Origin of the sequence: Microcella sp. (assembly GCF_046293215.1) — a bacterium.
Taxonomy (GTDB): Bacteria; Actinomycetota; Actinomycetes; order Actinomycetales; family Microbacteriaceae; genus Microcella.
The window spans coordinates 1-18,399 of record NZ_JBKBPI010000014.1; the positions used below are offsets into that span (position 1 = coordinate 1).

The window sequence follows — 18,399 nt, forward strand, 5'->3', positions numbered from 1 at the left end:
TCGAGCGTGTGGTCGCCCTGCGTCTCGTTCGACCCGAGCGGGTTTGCGCAACTCGAGCCGGTTTGCGCGCGCACGACCTGCGCAAACCGGCTCGAGTTGCCGCGTGCGCTCGGCCCCGCCGCGGAGTCGCCCGCGTCGCAGAGTCGCCCCCGCCGCGAACTCGAGCGGGTTTGCGCAACTCGAGCGTGTGGTCGCCCTGCGTCTCGTTCGACCCGAGCGGGTTTGCGCAACTCGAGCCGGTTTGCGCGCGCACGACTTGCGCAAACCGGCTCGAGTTGCCGCGTGCGCTCGGCCCGCGCCGCCGCGCTCGCCGCTCAGAAAGAGCCCCCGTGATGGACGAGAGCCGCATCACGGGGGCTCCAGTTCACCACCCGGGCTCCGGCCGAGGGCGTGGAGTCGCGCGTGCCAGAGAGCGGTCACGATGGAGCAGCCAGGAACGGGATGCGGCGCCAGAAGGGCGGCGCGCAGCACGCGGCGCGCAGCACGCGGCGCGCAGCGCTCAGCGCTGCAGGTAGGCGAGCACCGCGAGCACGCGGCGGTGGTCGCCCTGCGTCTCGTCGAGCCCGAGCTTCGCGAAGATCGACGACACGTTCTTCTCGACGGCTCCGACGCCGATGAACAGGCGTTCGGCGATCGCGGCGTTGGTGCGCCCCGCCGCCATTAGCTCCAGCACGTCGCGTTCGCGCGGTGTCAGCGACTGCAGGGGGTCACGGCGTCGTCCCATGAGTTGTGCCACCACCTCGGGGTCGAGCACGGTGCCGCCCGCCGCGATGCGCGTCACAGCGTCGCGCACGTCGTCGAGCGACACGATGCGGTCTTTGAGCAGGTAGCCGACGCGCCCCTCGCCGCCCGCAAGCAGCTCCGTCGCGTAGGTCAGTTCGACGTACTGCGACAGCAGCAGCACGGCGACGGCGGGAAACTCGCGCCGGATCCGCACCGCAGCGCGCACCCCCTCGTCGCGGAACGTCGGGGGCATGCGCACGTCGAGCACGACGGCGTCGACGGTGAGGGTCGGCAGGGCGGCGAGCAGAGCATCCGCATCGCCGAAGGCCCCGACGACCTCCATACCGGCGTCGGCGAGCAAGCGCACCAGCCCCTCGCGCAGCAGCACCGAGTCATCGGCGAGCGCCACACGAAGGGCCGGTGCGGTCGAGGCCATGTCAGGCATCGTCCCCGCTCGCGGTCGAGGCAGAGCTCGAGCCACCAGCGCTTCCGGCACCACCGGCACTCCCGGCGCTCCCGACTCCGCTGAGCGGCAAGGTCACGCGCACCTCGGTCGGCCCGCCCTCGGGGCTCGAGAGCGTGAAGGTGCCGCCGAGGCTCACGGCGCGGTCGCGCAGACCCGCCAGCCCGTGGTGCGGGGTCTCGGCCGCGCCGCCCACCCCGTCGTCGGTGACGGCGATCACGAGGTCGCCGTCCTCACGGGCCACCACGAGCGTGACGCTCGTCGCCTGCGAGTGCTTCGTCGCGTTCGCGATCAGTTCGCTCGCCACAAAGTACGCGTTGCGGGCGACCTCGTCGGGCAGGTCGGCCGTCGCGCCCAGCGTCGACTGCATGGTCACGGGGATGCTCGACCGCGTCGCCAGGGACTCCAACGCCGCGAACAGTCCCCGATCGAGCAGCAGCGGCGGGGCGAAGCCGCGCGAGAGGTTGCGCAGTTCGTCGAGGGCGTCCTGAGCCTGGCGACGAGCATCCGCGATGAGGTTCTTCGCGTCGTCTGGCTGCTCGTCGAGGCGCCGCTCGGCGGCGGCGAGGTCCATCTGCAGGCGGATCAGGCGCTGCTGCGGGCCGTCGTGAATGTCGCGCTCGATGCGGCTGAGGGCGCTGCCCTCGGCGGCGACCGCGGCGGAGCGGGCGGTGAACAGGCTTGAGACCTGACCCTCGAGCTCTTCGCTCTTGAAGCGGCCGAGCAGCGGGCGGGCGATCGCGGTGTGCAGCCACGCCATTGAGCGCACCAGGTACGGCAGGGTCAGGATGGCGCCGATCGCCAGCGCGATGGCGAGGACGGCCATGACGCCGCTCAGTTGCACGCCCACGTTGAGGCCCTGGTCGCGCAGGGGTCCGCCGAAGCGCTCCATCCAGATCCAGTAGCCGGGGCCGAAGCCCCCGCCGTCACCGATGCGGTCGACGATGCCGAGCAGGTTCGGGCCGACGATCGTCCGGCCCCCGGCCAGCCACGCAATCGGTGCGATCACACCGGCAAGGATGAACGACCCCCACACGGTGAGCAGCACGAAGCTGACGGTCGCAACGATGGGGGCGATGATCGCCCCGTGCAGCAGGCTCAGCCAGTAGTGACCGTTCGCGAACGGGGTCAGGGCCTTGCGCCACAGCGGCTGGCTTGCGTCGATGCGCCAGTCGGGTTCCGCGATCGCGCGCTCGCCTGACCAGCGCAGGCGCAGCACCTCGAACGAGCCGGCGAAGCGGGCCAGCAGCAACGTCGCGGCGATGAGGAACAGCCCCACGACGACGATCAGCAGGCTGACGCCGGCCGAGAACAGCGAGTTGAGGATGGCGCTGACCGCAATCGCGATGGCGAAGGTCGGCACGAGGTAGCCGAGGCCGCGGGGCAGCCGACGCCACACAGCGCGGTAGCTCCAGTCTTCCAGCGGCGGCAGGCTCGGCGGGGTGGGCGGATGCGCGGCACCGGTCGCGGCGCGCGTCGTGCGCGGCGATTCGGCCTCTGCAGTCATGGTGGTCGTCATTTCCTTGTCTCCGGTCAGGATGGCATGCGCGCGACTCTCACGCGATGCCTCCAGCCTTCCGACGCAGGCGTTTCGGCCCCATCCGACGCCCACCCGAACCGAGAGGGGGGTTAACCCCCCGGTGCCCGCAGCGTCACGACCGTGACGGCGACGGTCAGCTCGCGGGTCTCGGGGCCTGCGGCCAGCGCCGCCTCCACCTCCGCGCGCTTCTGGTGGAACGCGTTCGGCCCCATGAAGACGGCGTCGGCTGCGGCGGCGCGATCGACGTGGACGGTCTCGCGCACCGTCGTGCGCGCGACCTCCTGCAGCCCGGGCAGCGACGCCACCAGCTCGTCGGCCTTGCCCGCGGGCACCTTCAACAGCTTCAGCGGCTGCACGAGTTCGCGGTGATGCTCCGGCTCGGGAATCGCCGCCACCAGCACTCCGCCGGGCGCCAGAATGCGCTCAATCTCGACGGGAGGCCCCGGCGCGAACACCTTCAGCACGGCGGCCGCTGTTTCGTCACCGACCGGGATGCGCGCCCGCAGGTCCGCCGTCGCGGCGACGATCCGCGGGTGGCTGCGCTGGGCGCGCCGCACGGCGACGGTGCTGGCGTCGAGGAGGAGGCCGTGCATCCCGGGCAGAGCGTCGAGCACGTGACCGAGGTGCCAACCCGGACCGCCGGCGAGGTCGACGACCCAGCCGTCGTCGCCCGGCGTAGCCGACACGCCGGCGACGGCGGCGTCGCGCACGGCGGCCGCGATGGCGTCGTGGTGACCGGCGCCCTGGAACCGCTCGCGCGCATCCACCATGTCGGCGGTGTCGCCCGCCGCGGGCGCGCCCAGCCCCTTCGCGGCGACGCGCAGGCTCAGATAACCGTGCTTGGCGCGGTCATGGTGATGCCCCGCCACACACGAGGCGCCCCCGCCGACGGCCTCGAGCGTTTCCTCACAGTGGGGGCAACGCAGAATGGTGAGGTCGTCGACGGGGGCGTCATTCACCCGGTCAACGCTAGCCGCCGGGGAGTGTGAGTCGGTTCGCGCTCAGCGTCCCGTCGCGTCGGGCGCGCGGTCGACGTCGCCGCGCCAGGCTCCGGTCTCGAAGCCGTTCTCCTCCATCAGCTCCTTGAAGCGGTGAAGGTCGCGGTCGACCTGGATGTCGTCGGCCTGCAGCAGCGCGCCGACGTTCTCGACGACGCCCTGGGGCTCCCACTCAAGCTGGAGAGACACGCGCGTGCGGTCGTCGTCGATGCGGTGGAAGGTGACAACGCCAGCGTGGTTCTCGCCGCCTACCGAGTTCCAGGCGATGCGCTCGTCGGGGTGCTGCTCAACGATCTCGGCGTCAAACTCACGGTCGACGCCAGCGATCGACACCTCCCAGTGCGTGAGGGTGTCGCTGACCTGGCGAACCTGGTCGACGCCCGACATGAACTGCGGGAACGTCTCGAACTGCGTCCACTGGTTGTAGACCGTGGTGATGGGGGCATCAATGTCGATGGTGGAGGTGACCGTACTCATGGGTGTCTCCCTTTGTCGCGTCGGTGTCGACCGGCCGGGATCGACCGATCGACCCGAAACGCTACGCCGGGGCGGGTCTCACGTCAGGGGGTTGACATCACAGCCTCGCGGTTCAGCCAACGGTCAGGATGCGCACATTCGGCAGCGTGCGGCGACCTACTGCGGCAGCGGCCCCGGTCGCCACCGGTAGCCGTACTGCCCGGTCACGTCAAGGTCAACGACGAAGACCTTGCCGGCATCAGGATGCTCGCTGAGCGCCGCCTCGTCGAGGTCACGACTCGCGGTGGTCACCAGCGCGTGCTGCAGCGTCGAGCCGATGAAGGCGAGCGCCGTCACGTGGGGAACGCCGATGGACACCTCGCGGTCGATCGTTCCGCCTGCCGTGTACCGGCGCACCGCCGAGCCGCCCCACAGCGCGACCCACACGGCACCCTCGGCGTCGACGGCGAGACCGTCGGGTTCGACGCCCTCGTCGTCGATGCGCACGAACTCGCGGCGCTGCCCCACCGTTCCGGTCTCGTAGTCGTAGTCACGCGCGGAAATCACACCCGCGGCGCTGTCGACCGAGTACAGGGTCTTGCCGTCGGGGGCGAACGCGAGGCCGTTGGAGATGCCGAGCCCCGTATCGAGCGTCGTGACCTCGCCGTCGTGCTCGAGTCGCAGCAGCACGTTGCCTTCGTGCGGCCCGGCGGGGTCGACGGCGGTCGAGCCGACAATGAGCCGGCCGGCCGGGTCGATGACACCGTCGTTGAAGCGCTGGTGCTCGGGCAGCAGATCGCGCGAGGTCGTGACGTCGCCAACGGCGGTCACGAAGCCGAGGCGGCGACCGAGCGCCAACAGGAAGCGGGCGTCACCGAGCCGAAACGCGCATCCCACCGGTTCGTCGAAATCGAGGGTGCGCAGAATGTCGACCTGCGCGTCGGGCTGGGGTCGGGCGACGATGAGGCGTCCCGCCTCGATATCGACCCAACTCATGGTGCCGGTGGCGGCATCCCAGCGGGGGCTCTCGGCGAGCACGTGGCGATCGACGGGCAGTGCAGTGACGGCAGCCATGAATCCACCCTAGAAGGGGGCGGATGCGCGGTGCCCGGGTTCTCAGCGGATGCTGACCGGGCACCGCGCCCACTCGCCCGCGCCCCCGTGCTACGCGCGCTACGCGCGCAACGCGGCGACGCTCTCGGCGGGGCGAAGGTCGAGCCGGCGCAGCAGCTGCGCGTTCAGCGCGACGACGATCGTCGACAGCGACATCAGCACGGCGCCCACCGACATGGGCAAGACGAACCCGATGGGGGCAAGAACGCCGGCGGCCAGGGGCACAGCCGCCAGGTTGTACCCGGCCCCCCACCACAGGTTCTGCACCATCTTGCGGTACCCCGCCCGCGACAGGTGGATGACCGACAGCACCGAGCGCGGATCGTCACTGGCCAGGATTACGCCCGCCGAACCGATCGCGACATCGGTGCCGGCGCCGATCGCGATGCCGACGTCGGCCGTGGCGAGTGCCGGCGCGTCGTTGACGCCGTCGCCGACCATTGCCACGCTCAGACCCTCGCTCTGCAGCTCGGCAACCTTCGCCGACTTGTCTTCCGGGCGCACCCCGGCGAAGACGCGGTCGATGCCGAGCTCAGCGGCCACTGAGTGGGCGACGGCCTCGGCGTCGCCCGTGATCATCACGACCGTGATGCCGAGCGAGTGAAGCGCGTCGACCGCCTCGCGAGACTCGGGCCGGATCTCGTCGGCAAGTTTGAGGGCCCCCGCGACGACGCCATCGACGACGACGTGCAAGACGATCGCCCCCTCGTCGCTCCACTGCCCGGTCGCGTCGAGGGGCGCGCCCCCCTGGGCCTCGAGCATGCGCGGCCCGCCGACGTGCACGTCCCGTCCGTCGACCGTCGCGCTCACGCCGAGCGCTGCCTCCGAGCGGAAACCCGTCGCGGTCGGCACACCGAGACCACGCTCGGCCGCGGCACGCACGATCGCGCGGGCGAGAGGATGCTCGCTGTCGCCCTCCGCGGATGCCGCCAGCGCCAGCACCTCACCGTCCGACAGCCCGCCCGCCGTCTCGATCTCGAGCACGGTCGGCGCCCCCTTCGTGAGGGTGCCGGTCTTGTCAAACAGCACCGCACCGATGGTGCGCATGCTCTCGAGCGCGAGCCGATCTTTCACGAGGACGCCGCCGCGAGCAGCCCGCTCTGTCGAGATCGATACGACGAGAGGAATAGCCAGCCCCAGCGCGTGCGGACACGCGATCACCAGCACGGTAATGGTGCGCACGACCGCGAGGTCGGGGGCGCCCATGAGTGACCACACGACGGCGGTGATCACGCCGGCGCCGAGGGCGAACCAGAACAGCCAGGCGGCGGCGCGGTCGGCGAGCCGCTGGGCGCGAGAGCTGGACGCCTGAGCATCGGCAACAAGCTTGCGGATGCCCGACAGAGCGGTGTCGTCGCCCGTCGCCGTGACCTCGATGCGCACGCCGCCGTCGGTGGCAACCGTGCCGGCGACCACCGCATCCGATTCGCCGCGACGCACGGTGCGGGACTCGCCCGTGATCATCGACTCATCGAACTCGGCCTCCCCCGAGACAATGCGACCGTCGGCAGGCACGCGCGCGCCGGGACGCACCACGACGAGGTCGCCGACCCGAAGCGCGTCAGGGGTGACCCGCTCTGTGGAGCCGTCGGAACCCACGCGCTCGGCCTCATCAGGCAGCAGCGCGGCCAGCGAGTCGAGCGCGGAGGTCGTCTGGGCGAGCGAACGCATCTCGATCCAGTGCCCGAGCAGCATGATGACGACGAGCAGGGCCAACTCCCACCAGAAGTCGAGCTCGTGCGGCAGCAGCCCGAGGCTCGCCCCCGACGAGGCCAGAAACGCGACCGTGATCGCGAGACCGATCAGCAGCATCATCCCCGGGCTTCGGCGACGAATCTCGTCGACCGCGCCGAGAAGGAACGGCCGCCCGCCGATCACGAAAATCAGGGCGCCGAGAACCGGCGAGATCCATGCCCAGAGACCGCCCATCGGCAGCGAGTAGCCCACGAGGTCGGCGAACATCATGCTGAATCCGACCGTCGGAATCGCCAGCACCAGGGTCACCCAAAACAGGCGGCGGAACTGTGCGACGTGATCGTGGTGGCCGGCGTGGCCGGCGTGGCCGGCGTGGTGGTCGTGCCCGGCGTCGTGGTCGTCGCCGGCGTGGTGGTCGTGGCCCGCGTGGGCCGTCTGGTGGTCACGGTGGTCGGTGTGGTGTGCGTGATCCATGCCCGGCACGCTAGTACCCCCGGGGGGTACTGTCAAGGGTGGACACGCGCCCGCTGTTAATCCCCGGGTCGTACCCTTCGCACGTGACCTCCGAGCACCCCTCCCCCTACCCGCGCATCATCGTGCCGCTCATGCTCATCATGGCGATGACCGACATCGTCATCATGGGGCTCGTCTCCGAACCCATCACCGCGCGCATCATCGGCGCAGCCGCGGTCGGAGCCGCCGCCGTCGCGATCATGCTGTCGCGGGAGGCGCGGCGCTGGTGGGTGCCCGCACTGTCGGGCATCGCCAATCTGATCCTCAACATCTGGGTTCTCATGACCGTCGGTCTCACCGGAGCGGAAGGCACGCTCCTCGTCCTGGTGTCGATCGCCGCGCTCGCCGTCACGCTGGCGCTGCTGCCCGGAGACAGCGACGGAGCGAGCGTCGCGGGAACCTACGGATTCCGTGGGCCCGACCGGCAGCGCTGACGGCGCGAGGACCCAGCTCGCGCGGCACCATCACCCCCGGCCCGCCTCCCACGGCTCGGCTCGGCAAAGTCTGGATTGAACCTGGGAGTGAAGTGGAAGGGGCATGAATTCGCTACCCCCTCCCCCCATTCGGGGGCATAACGTCAGTTCCGCCCCGATTTCGGCGAAGCGGTCACAAGCTCGCTTCCCGCGACCGGGGGAACACCCCGATCACACAAGGAGAATCATGAACCTTCTACTCATCATCGCCGGAATCATCGCCATCGTGCTGCTCGTCACCGGTGGCCTCATCGAAGCCGTCAACTTCCTGCTCTACGTCGGCATCGTCTTGCTGGTGTTGGCCGTCATCATCTTCCTGATTCGGGCCCTCTCGGGTAGCCGACGGGTCTAATCTGCCGATACGCAGAAAAAGGGGATGCGCGAGTTCGCGCATCCCCTTTTTGCGTGCCGCGGATTACACTCCCCTGGTGGCTGACCTCCAGCATCACCTTTCTGGCAACGTCGAACAGTACGTGCAACGCATCAAAATGCACGACGACGTCGACGCTCCACGACGGGTGGAACACTTCGCCGAATTCCGGCGCCTTGCCGATGCCAAGTCGGCGGCCACGGAACTCGGCCGAGACGGTTGGACCGTCCGGGTCGAGCGACGCCGCCTCACGCACGGCGTGCTCATCGCCGCCCAGGTCGCCACGGTCGACGTCGAGACTGCCGACCGCCTGACCACACACGTGTACACGGTCGTCAGCCACCACAACGGTCGCTACGACGGCTGGAACGCCCCCGTCTTGCGCGCTCTGTAACAGATCAGCCGGTCGCGGTCACACCCCGATCTCGGGCGTGCGCGCCGGTGCGCGCCGTGTCGCACCGAGCGCCGAGCCGAGCCGGTTCGCCGACGCCTCGAGCGCCGCCCCGTAGGCCAAGAGTGCCGCGTCGTCGTAGGCGCGACCGGCGATCGTGAGCCCGACGGGCATCCCAATATCGGCCATCACGCCGATCGGCACCTGCACCGCCGGGATACCCAGGTGGCGAGGCACGAGGTTGCCGTTCGCCACCCACGTGCCGTTGCGCCACGCCAGGTCGGCGCTGGCGGGGTTCACGTCAGCGTCGGCGGGCCCGACATCGGCCACAGCGGGAAACACGACGGCGTCGAGCCCGAGCTCGTCCAGCCACGCCTCGAAGAGGTCGCGCCGGGCCCGCTCGAGACCCCGGGCGCCGTCGGCGATGTCGGGGATTTCCGTCAGCGCCGGCACTCCGTGCTCGCGCGCCCGGTGCACGTAGTCAGCGAGGTCAACGTCTTCCGGCGCGAAGCGCCGCAGGTGGTCGTCGTACTGCCCGGGGAGAGCGCCGGGCGGGTCGGGGAAGATGAGGTCGGGCTCGACGTCGACCAGCCGGTGGAGAACGGGGTCGTTGTTGGCCCGCAAGAACTCCTCCCAGCCCCACATCGACAGCTCGTAGAGCTCGTGCTCGGCAAACGTCTGCGGGAGATACCCGCGCGCGACGAGCGACCGATCGTCGGCAGTGCCGCGCGATTCGTAGTCGGTCACGACCGGGAAGTCGACCTCCACGACCTCGGCTCCGGCCGCCTCCAGGTCACGACGGGCGGCACGCCACTGCGCGATCACCGACGCACGAGTGGCGATGCGTTCGCCGCTCGCGTCATCACCGCCGATGTACAGCTTCGGCACGCCGAGCCGACGACCACGCAAAGCCCCCTCGTCAGCGAGGGCCGGGTACGACGCCGGGCGCACGCGGGACGGGGCGGGCAACTCGACCCAGGGCTGCACGCGCCAGAAGTCACCGCGCGCCTCAGGGTCGTCGGCAACCACCGCGTCGAGCACCATGAGCAGGTCGCCGACGGTGCGGGCGTACGGCACGACGACATCCATGGTCGGCACGAGCGGCCAGTTGCCCCGCACCGAGATCACGCCGCGGCTCGGGGTGTAGCAGACCAGCCCGTTGTTCGAGGCGGGGCCCCGACCACTCGACCAGGTCTCCTCCGCCAGCGCGAACGCGCACAACGATGCCGCGAGTGCCGAGCCCGAACCGTTTGACGAGCCCGAGCCAAAGGGCGCCGTCAGGTAGTCGGGGTTGTACGGGCTCTCGGCCCGTCCGTACAGGCCCCGCTGCATGCCGCCGTTGGCCATCGGCGGCATGTTCGTCAGTCCGAGGCAAATGGCCCCGGCGGCGCGAAGCCGCTCAATCGTGAAGGCGTCGCGCTGCGCGACGAGGTCGGCGAACGCTGGCGAGCCGCTCGCAACGGTCAGCCCGCGCACCATGTAGGAGTCTTTTGCCGCGTAGGGAATCCCGTCGAGGGGGCCGAGCGCGCCGTTGCGTGCCCGCCGCTCGTCGCTGGCCCGAGCCTCCTCCAGCGCGTCCGGGTTCATCACGACGTACGCGTTGAGGGTCGGGCCGGCCGCGTCGTAGGCCGCGACCCGCTCGAGGTAGCCGGTGACCAGCTCCACGGCCGTGGTTCGCCCCTCGGCGAGGGCGGCGGACAGCTCGGCGACGCTCGCCTCAACGAGCGGGATCCGCGTCACGCCGGCCCTCCGGCCGGCGCGGCCGGCTGCTGCTGGGTGATGCAGTGAATGCCGCCGCCGCGGGCGAAGATCTCGCGCGCATCCACGGTGACGACGTTCCGCCCCGGGTACGCGGCCGCAAGAATGTCGCGCGCCCGCGCGTCGGCGTGCGCGTCGCCGAAGCCGCACGCGATGACACCGTCGTTGACGACCAGGTGGTTGACGTAGCTGTAGTCGACGAAGCCTTCCTCGTCGGTCAGCTGCGCCGGCGCCGGCAGGTCGATGATCTCGAGGGAGCGCCCACGCGCATCCGTGGCCTGTTCCAGCACCGCGCGAATCTCGGGCATGACCGCGTGGTCGGGGTGCGAGGGGTCGAGTTGCGCGTGCAGCAACACCCGCCCGGGCGCCGCGAAGGTGGCGACGATGTCGACGTGGCCGCGAGTGCCCAGGTCGTCGTAGTCGCGGGTGAGGCCGCGCGGTAGCCAGATGACCGTGTCGACGCCGAGTGTGCGGGCAAGCTCGGCCTCAACGCGTTCCTTGGTCGCCCACGGGTTGCGGTCGGGGTCAAGCTGCACGGTCTCGGTGACGAGCACGGTGCCCTCTCCGTCAACGTGGATGCCGCCACCCTCGTTGACGAGCAGGCTCGGGATGCGCGTGGCTGCGACCTCGCTGATCACGCGTTCCGCGATGAGCGCGTCCTTCTCGCAGTCCGCGCCCTGGCCCCAGGCGTTGAAAATCCAGTCGACACCGCCGAGTTCGCCGGTCTCGTCATCGATGACGAACGTGGGGCCGAAGTCGCGCATCCAGAAGTCGTTGAGCGGCGCCTCCACGATGTCGATGTCGCCGCTCAGCATGCGACGGGCGCGCTCGCGCTCGCTCGGGTCGACCACCATGGTCACCGGCTCGAACTCGAGCGTCGCGTGGGCCACGGCGGTCCAGGCAGCGTAGGTGGCCTCGCGGGCGGCGGAACTGTCGCCCATGACGTCGCCCTCGCGCGGGAACGCCATCCAGATGCGGGACTGCGGTGCGGTTTCTGCCGGCATGCGCCAGGCCATGGGGCCTCCTCGGGGCGAACGTGCTCCTTGTTTGTTGATCACATGATCAACAACTGGGGGGACGCTATCGAAGTGCGCGTCGCGCTGTCAATGACTCCCGCGGCACGCCGACGCGCACCCGATTGCGCAAACGCATGCGTCCAGGCATTATCGAGGAGGTAGAGTCGCGACGTCGTCGGAAAGAGGTGAGATGGACTCCAGGAGCATGCCCCCGTCCCTGCACGATCGCGCACTGGGGCCCGCACGTCTCGAACTGCCCGAGGCCGACCTCCTCGCGGCCCTGGCCGAGCGGCTGCGAGCGGCCCACGACGCGAGCGGTGAGCGCATCATCGTCGGGATTTGCGGCGCACCCGGAGCCGGTAAGTCGCGCCTGGCCGACAAGCTCGCCGAGTACCTGGGCGAGCAATCAGCGCGCGTCGTGCCGTTCGATGGCTTTCACCTGGCCACCTCGGTGCTCGCCGGCACTCCGCTCCTGAGCCGCCGCGGCGCGCTCGAGACGTTCGATCTCGGCGCCTTTCGCTCGATCATCTCGCGCCTGCGGTCCCGCGCGGAGGATGTGGTCTATGCGCCGTCGTTCGTGCGCGGTCTCGAAGAGCCCATCGCCTCCGCCATCCCCATCCCACGCGAGGTTCCGCTCATCGTGACGGAGGGGAACTATTTGCTCACCGAGCACCCCGTGCTGGACGATGTGCGCCGCCATCTCGACGAGGTCTGGTACCTCGACACCCCCCACGACATTCGGCTACCGCAGTTGGTCGCGCGCCACGTTGCCTTCGGCAAGGCCGAAGAGGATGCGGCGGCCTGGGCGCTCGGGACGGATCAGCGCAACGCCGAGCAAATCGAAGCGACGAAAGACGCCTCAGACCTCATCATTACTGTGTCCCGTTCGGGGGCACACAGTGAGGAGTAAGCAATGGTGACGATGTCCGATGTCGCGCGTGTCGCCGGCGTCTCGGCGACCACCGTGTCGCACGTCATCAACAAGACCCGCCGCATCGAGCCGGAAACGGAGCGCGCGGTGCTCGCGGCTATCGAATCGACGGGGTACCTCAACGACCGGGTGGCGCGCTCGCTGCGCACCGGCAAGACCATGACCATCGGGCTTGCCATCTCTGCGATCTCGAACCCGTACTTCGCTGACGTCGTTCACGCGATTGAGCGAGCCGTATCCGCCAACGGTCACTCCCTGCTGCTCGCCGACACGCACGACGATCCCGAACACGAGCGGCGAGCCGTCATCGACCTGCTGGCGCACCGTCCCGACGGCATGCTGATCGCCCCCTCCTCCGACCCACACGACGCCCTCGCCCGCATCGCATCGCGCGGAATACCCACGGTTCTCATCGATCGCGTGCACGCGGACACCGGCGACTGGGTGGTCGACGCCGTCGGGGTGGAAAACGCTCAGCCCATGGCCCAACTGGTTGCCCACGTGGTCGAGCGGGGTCACCGCAGAATCGGGTTCATCGCCGGCAAGGAAGGCCTGCAAACCGCCCGGGAGCGCGTTGACGGCTTCCGCGAGGGGCTCCGCCAGCACGGGCTCGACAGTCAAGCGGACAACGTGCGCCACGGGGCCGACGACGCCGCGGCGGCGATCGACGACCTGCTCGACCGCGACGAGCCCCCGACCGTCATCCTGATGGGCAACAACCAGATCACGATCGATTCCATGCGTCGCCTGTCAGAGCGAGGCATTCGCGTTCCCGACGACCTCAGCATCGCGTGTTTCGACGATTTCCCGTGGGCCGATCTGTTCCATCCGCGACTCACGGCCATTCGGCAACCCGTCGACCTGCTCGGCACCACCGGGGTCGAGCTGCTGTTCGATCGCATGCGCAATCCCGGCGTCGAGGCGCGCCAGGTGCGGCTGACCCCCGAGATGGTGATTCGCGACTCGGTTCGCGCGCTCGCGTAACACCCGGGGCGGCCTCGGCCACGATCGCCGCCCCGGGTGGCTGGGTCAGGCGGCCGCCGCCCCCGTCATGATGGCGACCGCGTCGGTCATCGTGTGCGACTCAGGGGTAATCACGGCAGCCCGCTTTCCGAGGCGCTGCACGTGAATGCGGTCGGCGACGTCGAACACCTGCGGCATGTTGTGACTGATCAATACGACGGACACCCCGCGGGCTTTCAGCCTCCCGATCAGGTCAAGCACCTGGTTGGTTTCCCGCACGCCGAGCGCGGCCGTGGGCTCGTCAAGGAAGACGACCTTCGAGCCGAAGGCGGCCGCCCGTGCCACGGCGACAGCCTGGCGCTGGCCACCCGACAGGTTCTCGACCGGCACCGTGACGTCCTGAAGCGTGGTGATTCCGAGCTCAGACAGCTCCTTTCGCGCGCGCTCCCGCATGCCGCGGGTGTCGACCGTGCGAAACACAGACCCCATGATGCCGGGACGTCGGATCTCGCGCCCCAGGAACAGGTTGGATGCGACATCCAGCGCGGGCGAGACGGCGAGCGTCTGATAGACGGTCTCGATTCCGAGTTCACGAGCATCCTGGGTTCGGGCGATCTTGACGGGTTTGCCGTCAAGGAGCACGCGCCCCTCGTCGGCAATCTCGGCGCCGGTCAAGCACTTGATGAGGGTCGACTTGCCGGCACCGTTATCACCGATGACGGCGAGAACCTCGCCCCGGCGCAGCTCGAAGTCAACGCCGTCGAGGCCGACAACGCGGCCGTACGTCTTCACGAGGCCCGTGGCCTGCATGACGATGTCGTGGTCGGTCATCACTTCGCCTTCCTGATCCAGTGGTCGATCGAGACGGCCGCGATGACGAGGATGCCCACCGCGAGCGTTTGGTAGAGGGTGTCGACTCCGGCGAGCGACAACCCGTTTCGGAAGACGCCCACGATCAGCGCGCCGAGCAGGGTGCCCCAGATGATTCCGCGGCCGCCGAACAGACTCGTGCCGCCGATGACCACCGCGGTGATCGAGTCGAGATTGATCTCGGCTGCGGCGTTCGGGCCCGCGGCGTTGCTGCGGCCGATCTGCAGCCACGCGGCGACCGCGAGAATCGCGCCAGCCGCCATGTAGACACTCATGAGCACGCGGTCGACGCGAATGCCCGCGAGACGGGCGGCGTCTTTGTCGTCGCCGACCGCGTAGACGTGCCGGCCCCAGGCCGTCTTGCCGAGCATGTAGGCGAGGAAGATGTAGACGAAGATCATGATCAGCACGCCCGTGGTGACGCGCACGCCACCCAGCTGAATGCTCTGTCCCGTCCAGGTGATCAGACCCGGCAGGTCAGCGCCGATCACGGTCTGACCGCCCGAGTACAGCAGGGTGAGCGCAACGAAGATGTTGAGCGTGCCGAGTGTGGCGATGAACGGCGGGAGCTTCAACCGGGTCACGAGTGTGCCGTTCAGCACGCCCGTCGCGACAGCGATAACGAAGCCGACGAAGAGCGCGATGACGGCGGGCAACCCGCCCTCGGCCGCCGCGAGTTGTGCCATCACCATGGAGGCAAGCACCATCGCGGCACCGACCGAGAGGTCGATGCCCGCGGTCAAGATGATGATCGTCTGGGCCGCAGCGACCGTACCGACGATGGCGACCTGCTGGGCGATGAGTGAGAGGTTGTTGGGGTCTAGGAATCGCTCGTTGATCAGTCCGAAGATGATCACGGCGATCAGAAGCACGATGGCGGGACTGAGAGCGGGATATCGCCGCAGAATGTCGCGAACCCGCGATGCGGGCGTCGAGCGGTCCAAGAACTCCTCAGCGAGGTGCGCGCTGTTGTTCGGTGACGTCGATGTCATGTCGTGGCCTTTGTCGATAGTCGGACAGTGTGGGCGTGCCGGCCCCGGGATGGGGGCCCGGGGCCGGCACTAGGGGAACTACCTCCGTGGAACTAGCCCCAGCACAGCTCGCTTGCTTCAGCCGTGTCAATGCTGTCGAGGCCGTCGACAGGCTGGTCGGTGACGAGCGCGACTCCGGTGTTGAAGAAGTCGAGGCCCGGCGTGACGTCGGGGGCCACACCCGTCGCGGCGTACGTGACGAGCGCCTCGATGCCGAGCTGCGACATGAGCACCGGGTACTGCTGGGCGGTCGCCGAGATGATGCCATCCGCAACGTAGCCGACGCCCGCGCATCCACCGTCAACCGAGACGATGATCACGTCGTTCTCGCGACCGGCGGCAACGAGCGCCTGGTAGGCGCCGAAGGCGGCAGGCTCGTTGATGGTGTAGACGACGTTGACATCGGGGTTGCGCGACAGCAGGTTCTCCATCGCGGTGCGGCCGCCATCTTCGGCACCGCCCGTTGCCTGGTTTCCGACGATCTCGTACTCGCCGCCCGAGTACTGGCCGGTCGGGGCCTCGTCGCCGATGAGGTTCGGGTTACCGACGTCGATGCCCATGCCCTCGAGGAATCCGTTATTGCGCTGGTAGTCGACGCTCACGATGCGGTCATCAAAGACGTCGAGCAGCGCGATGACGGCACGCTCGCCGTTCAGCTGGGCGGCCGCCCACTGACCGATGAGGTTGCCGGCCAAGCGGTTGTCGGTCGCGAAGGTGATGTCGGTGACATCGATGGGGTCCGGCGGAGTGTCGAGCGCGATGACGTACAGGCCGGCATCGCGCGCCTGCTGAATCGCGTTGTTCACGCCCGGGCCGTTGAGGGCAATCAGGATGCCCGTGTCGCCGCGGGCGATCGCGTTCTCGATTGCGGCGATCTGCGTCGCCTCGTCGCCATCCTCGCGCCCGGCCTCGAAGGTGAGGTCGATACCCTGCTCGGCGGCGGCGGCCTCCGCTCCCTCGCGCATGGCGATGAAGAAGGGGTTGGCGGCGGTCTTCACGATGAGCGTGACGCCGACGCGCTCATCGGATGAACCGTTATCTGCACCCGTGCCGGTTGCAGGGTCGTCACCCGTGGTGCCGGTGGCGCATCCTGCGAGCAGTGCCAGCGAGGCGGCGACGCCCAGAGCGGCCTTCACACCTCTCCGGAATCGGGATGCTCGTGCTGTGTGACTCGTCATTGAATCCTCCAATTCGTGCGGCCGGCTTTCGCTGGCTCTCCCCCAGTCAAACAGGTGCGCACGCGATTGCGCAACCGTATACGCATACGAATGCGCGAACGTGATTCACCTATGTGCGTCGTGTCGTGCTCGCGCTGCTCTGGCATCCTGTGATGACGGAGCCCCGTGTGTTCATCGAGCAGGGTCACGGGCACCCACCCACCAGAGAAGGAGCGACGGACGATGAGCACCTCGACGCCGCAGGACGAGCGCCCCCGCGGCGAGCGCATCCCGGCCGCTCTTCGCGCCGAGCAGATCTACGAGGCAGCGCAAGACGTTGCACTCGAACGCGGGCTCGCCGCCGTCACCCTGCGCGCTGTGGCGGAGCGCGCCGGGGTCACCTCGGCACTCGTCGCGCACTACGCCCCCAGCATGAGCGAGCTCGTCGCCGACACCTTTCGCGCGATCGCCGGACGGGAGTTGGCGGAGGTGCGCGCCCACGTGCTCGCGGTGCGCGACCCCGTCGCGCGGTTGCGCACACTGCTCAGCACGATGCTCGACGGCACGCGCAACGACGTCACCCCCGTGTGGGTTGATGCGTGGGGTCTGGGGCGACGCAACGCCGAGTTGGCTGCCGCGATCGCGGAAGAGATGACCGAGTGGCACGCGGCAATCGTGGAAGTGCTCGATGCGGGCATCGATGCGGGTGTCATGACGCCGGCCGACACCGACCTCATCGCGTCGCAGGTGCTGGCGATGATCGACGGCCTGAACGCACACGAGGTGGTGAATTACGCCCGGGGCGCAAGCTCGCTGCGGTTGATCGGGCGGGCACTCGAATTGGAGCTCGGCCTCGCGGACGGCTCGCTCGGCCAGTAGCACCCCCGTATGCGGGAGGACCGATGGGTCCACTACTCCTCATTGGCTGAGAGTTCAACCCCTCCCCGAGAGTTCGTCAGCACCCCTACTGTCATCAGGAGACGGCAGAAGGGGCACACAATCATGACGACCGTAGACATTCGCACTGCTGCACGGCCAGACAACGACCCGCCCGTAACCGGGTTTCGCGCGGCGCCTCGCGCTCTCGAAGACGTTCGGCTCGACCGCGTGTCATCCACGGAGTGGCGGGTGAGCGATCGACGCTTCTTGACCGAAACCGGCCGCGCCATCATTGGGGTAATCGATCGCGTGGGCCCGGCTTACCGTGTCACCAGCCTGACCGACCCCGACCACATCGAGTTCTACGGGTCGCTTGCCGCGGCCCGCGGTGCGTTCGTCGAACGCTCCTAGCGCGCTTCGCGCATCCCCGCCTCGAGCCCCCCACATGCCCCGGCGGGGATGCGCGGATCACTCATGCACGCCAGAATGACATCGCGGCGTGCCAATCAGCGCCGCATCGGGAGGCGCTGTGGGGACTTTGACGTACGACTCGACGCTGTCGGCCGACTTCGACGACAGGACGCTGGCGCACTTGCAGCTCGTCATCGGGGCGAAGCTGCGACGCAACGAGGCCTTTTACTTCACGTGGAAAGATGACGAGTCGATCGGAGACGGTCGCAGCGTGATCTGGCTGCACCCGACGATCCCCATTTCGTTCAAGTACTTCGGCGGCCGCCAGGCGGCAATCAATCGGGCGTGGATCGACGACCTCATGCTGGCGGCAAACACACCAGCGGGCCTGCACCTGGTGCCCGAGCCGCACGACACCGGAATGGACGGCGAATGACACGCGCGACAATCCTCTACGGAGGCCACGAGTACGTCGTCGCACGCGACGAGGAGCAGGTCAGGGTGGAAGTTGACGAACTGATCGCCGACGGCGGCGGTTGGCTCAGCGTGAATCACGGCCGAGGCCGACTGCAGCCGGCGCACCTCTGGGTCGATCGCGGGGTCAGCATCGCGGTCATCGACACGACCCAGCCCGAATAGCGCTCAGGC

At 69.0% G+C, this 18,399-nt stretch carries 20 protein-coding genes; 9 read left to right on the forward strand and 11 right to left on the reverse strand.

The features are described from left to right. Positions 1 to 499: 499 nt before the first annotated feature. The 6 genes from ACK4SC_RS11270 to ACK4SC_RS11295 form a co-directional block, all read right to left on the reverse strand. Complete coding sequence (locus tag ACK4SC_RS11270) at positions 500 to 1,159, reverse strand: response regulator transcription factor (RefSeq protein WP_409618018.1); 660 nt, start codon at positions 1,157 to 1,159, stop codon at positions 500 to 502. 1 nt (position 1,160) lies between these two features. After that, the gene (locus tag ACK4SC_RS11275) at positions 1,161 to 2,705 is read right to left on the reverse strand and encodes a sensor histidine kinase (protein ID WP_409618020.1); all 1,545 of its coding nucleotides are present in this window, start codon (positions 2,703 to 2,705) and stop codon (positions 1,161 to 1,163) included. Between the two features lie 110 nt (positions 2,706 to 2,815). After that, a complete protein-coding gene (locus ACK4SC_RS11280; RefSeq protein ID WP_409618021.1) occupies positions 2,816 to 3,685 on the reverse strand; it encodes a putative RNA methyltransferase in 870 nt (289 codons plus the stop codon). 42 nt (positions 3,686 to 3,727) lie between these two features. Then, on the reverse strand, positions 3,728 to 4,201 hold the full coding sequence (locus tag ACK4SC_RS11285) for an SRPBCC family protein (RefSeq protein ID WP_409618023.1): 474 nt from the start codon (positions 4,199 to 4,201) through the stop codon (positions 3,728 to 3,730). 156 nt (positions 4,202 to 4,357) lie between these two features. Beyond that, positions 4,358 to 5,254, reverse strand: coding sequence for an SMP-30/gluconolactonase/LRE family protein (locus ACK4SC_RS11290; RefSeq protein WP_409618025.1), 897 nt, complete (start codon positions 5,252 to 5,254; stop codon positions 4,358 to 4,360). Positions 5,255 to 5,353: 99 nt separating this feature from the next. Next, positions 5,354 to 7,462 (reverse strand): heavy metal translocating P-type ATPase, encoded by a 2,109-nt coding sequence (locus ACK4SC_RS11295; RefSeq protein WP_409618027.1) that lies wholly within the window; start codon positions 7,460 to 7,462, stop codon positions 5,354 to 5,356. Between the two features lie 83 nt (positions 7,463 to 7,545). On the opposite strand from ACK4SC_RS11295, the gene ACK4SC_RS11300 reads away from it, so the two are divergent. The 3 genes from ACK4SC_RS11300 (at position 7,546) to ACK4SC_RS11310 (ending at position 8,738) form a co-directional block, all read left to right on the forward strand. After that, the gene (locus ACK4SC_RS11300; protein WP_409618029.1) at positions 7,546 to 7,935 is read left to right on the forward strand and encodes a hypothetical protein; all 390 of its coding nucleotides are present in this window, start codon (positions 7,546 to 7,548) and stop codon (positions 7,933 to 7,935) included. Positions 7,936 to 8,161: 226 nt separating this feature from the next. Continuing rightward, the gene (locus ACK4SC_RS11305; RefSeq protein WP_409618031.1) at positions 8,162 to 8,326 is read left to right on the forward strand and encodes a hypothetical protein; all 165 of its coding nucleotides are present in this window, start codon (positions 8,162 to 8,164) and stop codon (positions 8,324 to 8,326) included. A gap of 76 nt (positions 8,327 to 8,402) precedes the next feature. Next, positions 8,403 to 8,738, forward strand: a complete 336-nt coding sequence (locus ACK4SC_RS11310) for a ribonuclease E inhibitor RraB (protein WP_409618032.1) — start codon at positions 8,403 to 8,405, stop codon at positions 8,736 to 8,738. Between the two features lie 18 nt (positions 8,739 to 8,756). On the opposite strand, the gene ACK4SC_RS11315 is transcribed toward ACK4SC_RS11310, so the two are convergent. Both ACK4SC_RS11315 and ACK4SC_RS11320 read right to left on the reverse strand, forming a co-directional pair. Next, the gene (locus ACK4SC_RS11315) at positions 8,757 to 10,475 is read right to left on the reverse strand and encodes an amidase (RefSeq protein WP_409618034.1); all 1,719 of its coding nucleotides are present in this window, start codon (positions 10,473 to 10,475) and stop codon (positions 8,757 to 8,759) included. Continuing rightward, positions 10,472 to 11,509 carry an agmatine/peptidylarginine deiminase gene (locus ACK4SC_RS11320; RefSeq protein WP_409618035.1) on the reverse strand — a complete coding sequence of 346 codons (1,038 nt, stop codon included), beginning with the start codon at positions 11,507 to 11,509 and terminating at the stop codon, positions 10,472 to 10,474. Before ACK4SC_RS11320 ends, ACK4SC_RS11315 begins: the two co-directional genes overlap by 4 nt. Positions 11,510 to 11,714: 205 nt before the next feature. Between ACK4SC_RS11320 and ACK4SC_RS11325 the strand changes: the two genes are divergently transcribed. Beyond that, positions 11,715 to 12,419, forward strand: a complete 705-nt coding sequence (locus tag ACK4SC_RS11325; protein WP_409618037.1) for a nucleoside/nucleotide kinase family protein — start codon at positions 11,715 to 11,717, stop codon at positions 12,417 to 12,419. Between the two features lie 3 nt (positions 12,420 to 12,422). Beyond that, positions 12,423 to 13,424, forward strand: a complete 1,002-nt coding sequence (locus ACK4SC_RS11330) for a LacI family DNA-binding transcriptional regulator (protein WP_409618039.1) — start codon at positions 12,423 to 12,425, stop codon at positions 13,422 to 13,424. Positions 13,425 to 13,469: 45 nt separating this feature from the next. On the opposite strand, the gene ACK4SC_RS11335 is transcribed toward ACK4SC_RS11330, so the two are convergent. From ACK4SC_RS11335 to ACK4SC_RS11345, 3 genes are all read right to left on the reverse strand, one after another. Continuing rightward, positions 13,470 to 14,234: an ATP-binding cassette domain-containing protein gene (locus ACK4SC_RS11335; protein WP_409618041.1), complete on the reverse strand. Its 765-nt coding sequence runs from the start codon at positions 14,232 to 14,234 to the stop codon at positions 13,470 to 13,472. Continuing rightward, positions 14,234 to 15,265 carry an ABC transporter permease gene (locus ACK4SC_RS11340; RefSeq protein ID WP_409618043.1) on the reverse strand — a complete coding sequence of 344 codons (1,032 nt, stop codon included), beginning with the start codon at positions 15,263 to 15,265 and terminating at the stop codon, positions 14,234 to 14,236. The genes ACK4SC_RS11335 and ACK4SC_RS11340 overlap by 1 nt, the downstream gene beginning before the upstream one ends. A 92-nt stretch (positions 15,266 to 15,357) precedes the next feature. After that, positions 15,358 to 16,482, reverse strand: a complete 1,125-nt coding sequence (locus ACK4SC_RS11345) for a substrate-binding domain-containing protein (protein WP_409618045.1) — start codon at positions 16,480 to 16,482, stop codon at positions 15,358 to 15,360. Between the two features lie 222 nt (positions 16,483 to 16,704). On the opposite strand from ACK4SC_RS11345, the gene ACK4SC_RS11350 reads away from it, so the two are divergent. From ACK4SC_RS11350 to ACK4SC_RS11365, 4 genes are all read left to right on the forward strand, one after another. Next, entirely contained in the window at positions 16,705 to 17,340 is a 636-nt protein-coding gene (locus ACK4SC_RS11350) for a TetR/AcrR family transcriptional regulator (protein WP_409618046.1), read from the forward strand. Between the two features lie 123 nt (positions 17,341 to 17,463). Then, a complete protein-coding gene (locus tag ACK4SC_RS11355) occupies positions 17,464 to 17,751 on the forward strand; it encodes a hypothetical protein (RefSeq protein ID WP_409618048.1) in 288 nt (95 codons plus the stop codon). A 118-nt stretch (positions 17,752 to 17,869) separates the two neighbouring features. Then, positions 17,870 to 18,187, forward strand: a complete 318-nt coding sequence (locus ACK4SC_RS11360) for an ATP-dependent DNA ligase (protein ID WP_409618050.1) — start codon at positions 17,870 to 17,872, stop codon at positions 18,185 to 18,187. Further along, positions 18,184 to 18,390 (forward strand): hypothetical protein, encoded by a 207-nt coding sequence (locus ACK4SC_RS11365; RefSeq protein WP_409618051.1) that lies wholly within the window; start codon positions 18,184 to 18,186, stop codon positions 18,388 to 18,390. The genes ACK4SC_RS11360 and ACK4SC_RS11365 overlap by 4 nt, the downstream gene beginning before the upstream one ends. Positions 18,391 to 18,399: the final 9 nt, after the last annotated feature.

Bases quoted from the DNA above. Each gene is read 5' to 3' on its own strand.
- ACK4SC_RS11270 (WP_409618018.1), bottom strand. From the start codon at position 1,159: ATGGCCTCGACCGCACCGGCCCTTCGTGTGGCGCTCGCCGATGACTCG.
- ACK4SC_RS11275 (WP_409618020.1), bottom strand. From the start codon at position 2,705: ATGACGACCACCATGACTGCAGAGGCCGAATCGCCGCGCACGACGCGC.
- ACK4SC_RS11285 (WP_409618023.1), bottom strand. From the start codon at position 4,201: ATGAGTACGGTCACCTCCACCATCGACATTGATGCCCCCATCACCACG.
- ACK4SC_RS11290 (WP_409618025.1), bottom strand. From the start codon at position 5,254: ATGGCTGCCGTCACTGCACTGCCCGTCGATCGCCACGTGCTCGCCGAG.
- ACK4SC_RS11295 (WP_409618027.1), bottom strand. From the start codon at position 7,462: ATGGATCACGCACACCACACCGACCACCGTGACCACCAGACGGCCCAC.
- ACK4SC_RS11305 (WP_409618031.1), top strand. From the start codon at position 8,162: ATGAACCTTCTACTCATCATCGCCGGAATCATCGCCATCGTGCTGCTC.
- ACK4SC_RS11320 (WP_409618035.1), bottom strand. From the start codon at position 11,509: ATGGCCTGGCGCATGCCGGCAGAAACCGCACCGCAGTCCCGCATCTGG.
- ACK4SC_RS11325 (WP_409618037.1), top strand. From the start codon at position 11,715: ATGCCCCCGTCCCTGCACGATCGCGCACTGGGGCCCGCACGTCTCGAA.
- ACK4SC_RS11330 (WP_409618039.1), top strand. From the start codon at position 12,423: ATGGTGACGATGTCCGATGTCGCGCGTGTCGCCGGCGTCTCGGCGACC.
- ACK4SC_RS11335 (WP_409618041.1), bottom strand. From the start codon at position 14,234: ATGACCGACCACGACATCGTCATGCAGGCCACGGGCCTCGTGAAGACG.
- ACK4SC_RS11340 (WP_409618043.1), bottom strand. From the start codon at position 15,265: ATGACATCGACGTCACCGAACAACAGCGCGCACCTCGCTGAGGAGTTC.
- ACK4SC_RS11345 (WP_409618045.1), bottom strand. From the start codon at position 16,482: ATGACGAGTCACACAGCACGAGCATCCCGATTCCGGAGAGGTGTGAAG.
- ACK4SC_RS11350 (WP_409618046.1), top strand. From the start codon at position 16,705: ATGAGCACCTCGACGCCGCAGGACGAGCGCCCCCGCGGCGAGCGCATC.
- ACK4SC_RS11355 (WP_409618048.1), top strand. From the start codon at position 17,464: ATGACGACCGTAGACATTCGCACTGCTGCACGGCCAGACAACGACCCG.
- ACK4SC_RS11365 (WP_409618051.1), top strand. From the start codon at position 18,184: ATGACACGCGCGACAATCCTCTACGGAGGCCACGAGTACGTCGTCGCA.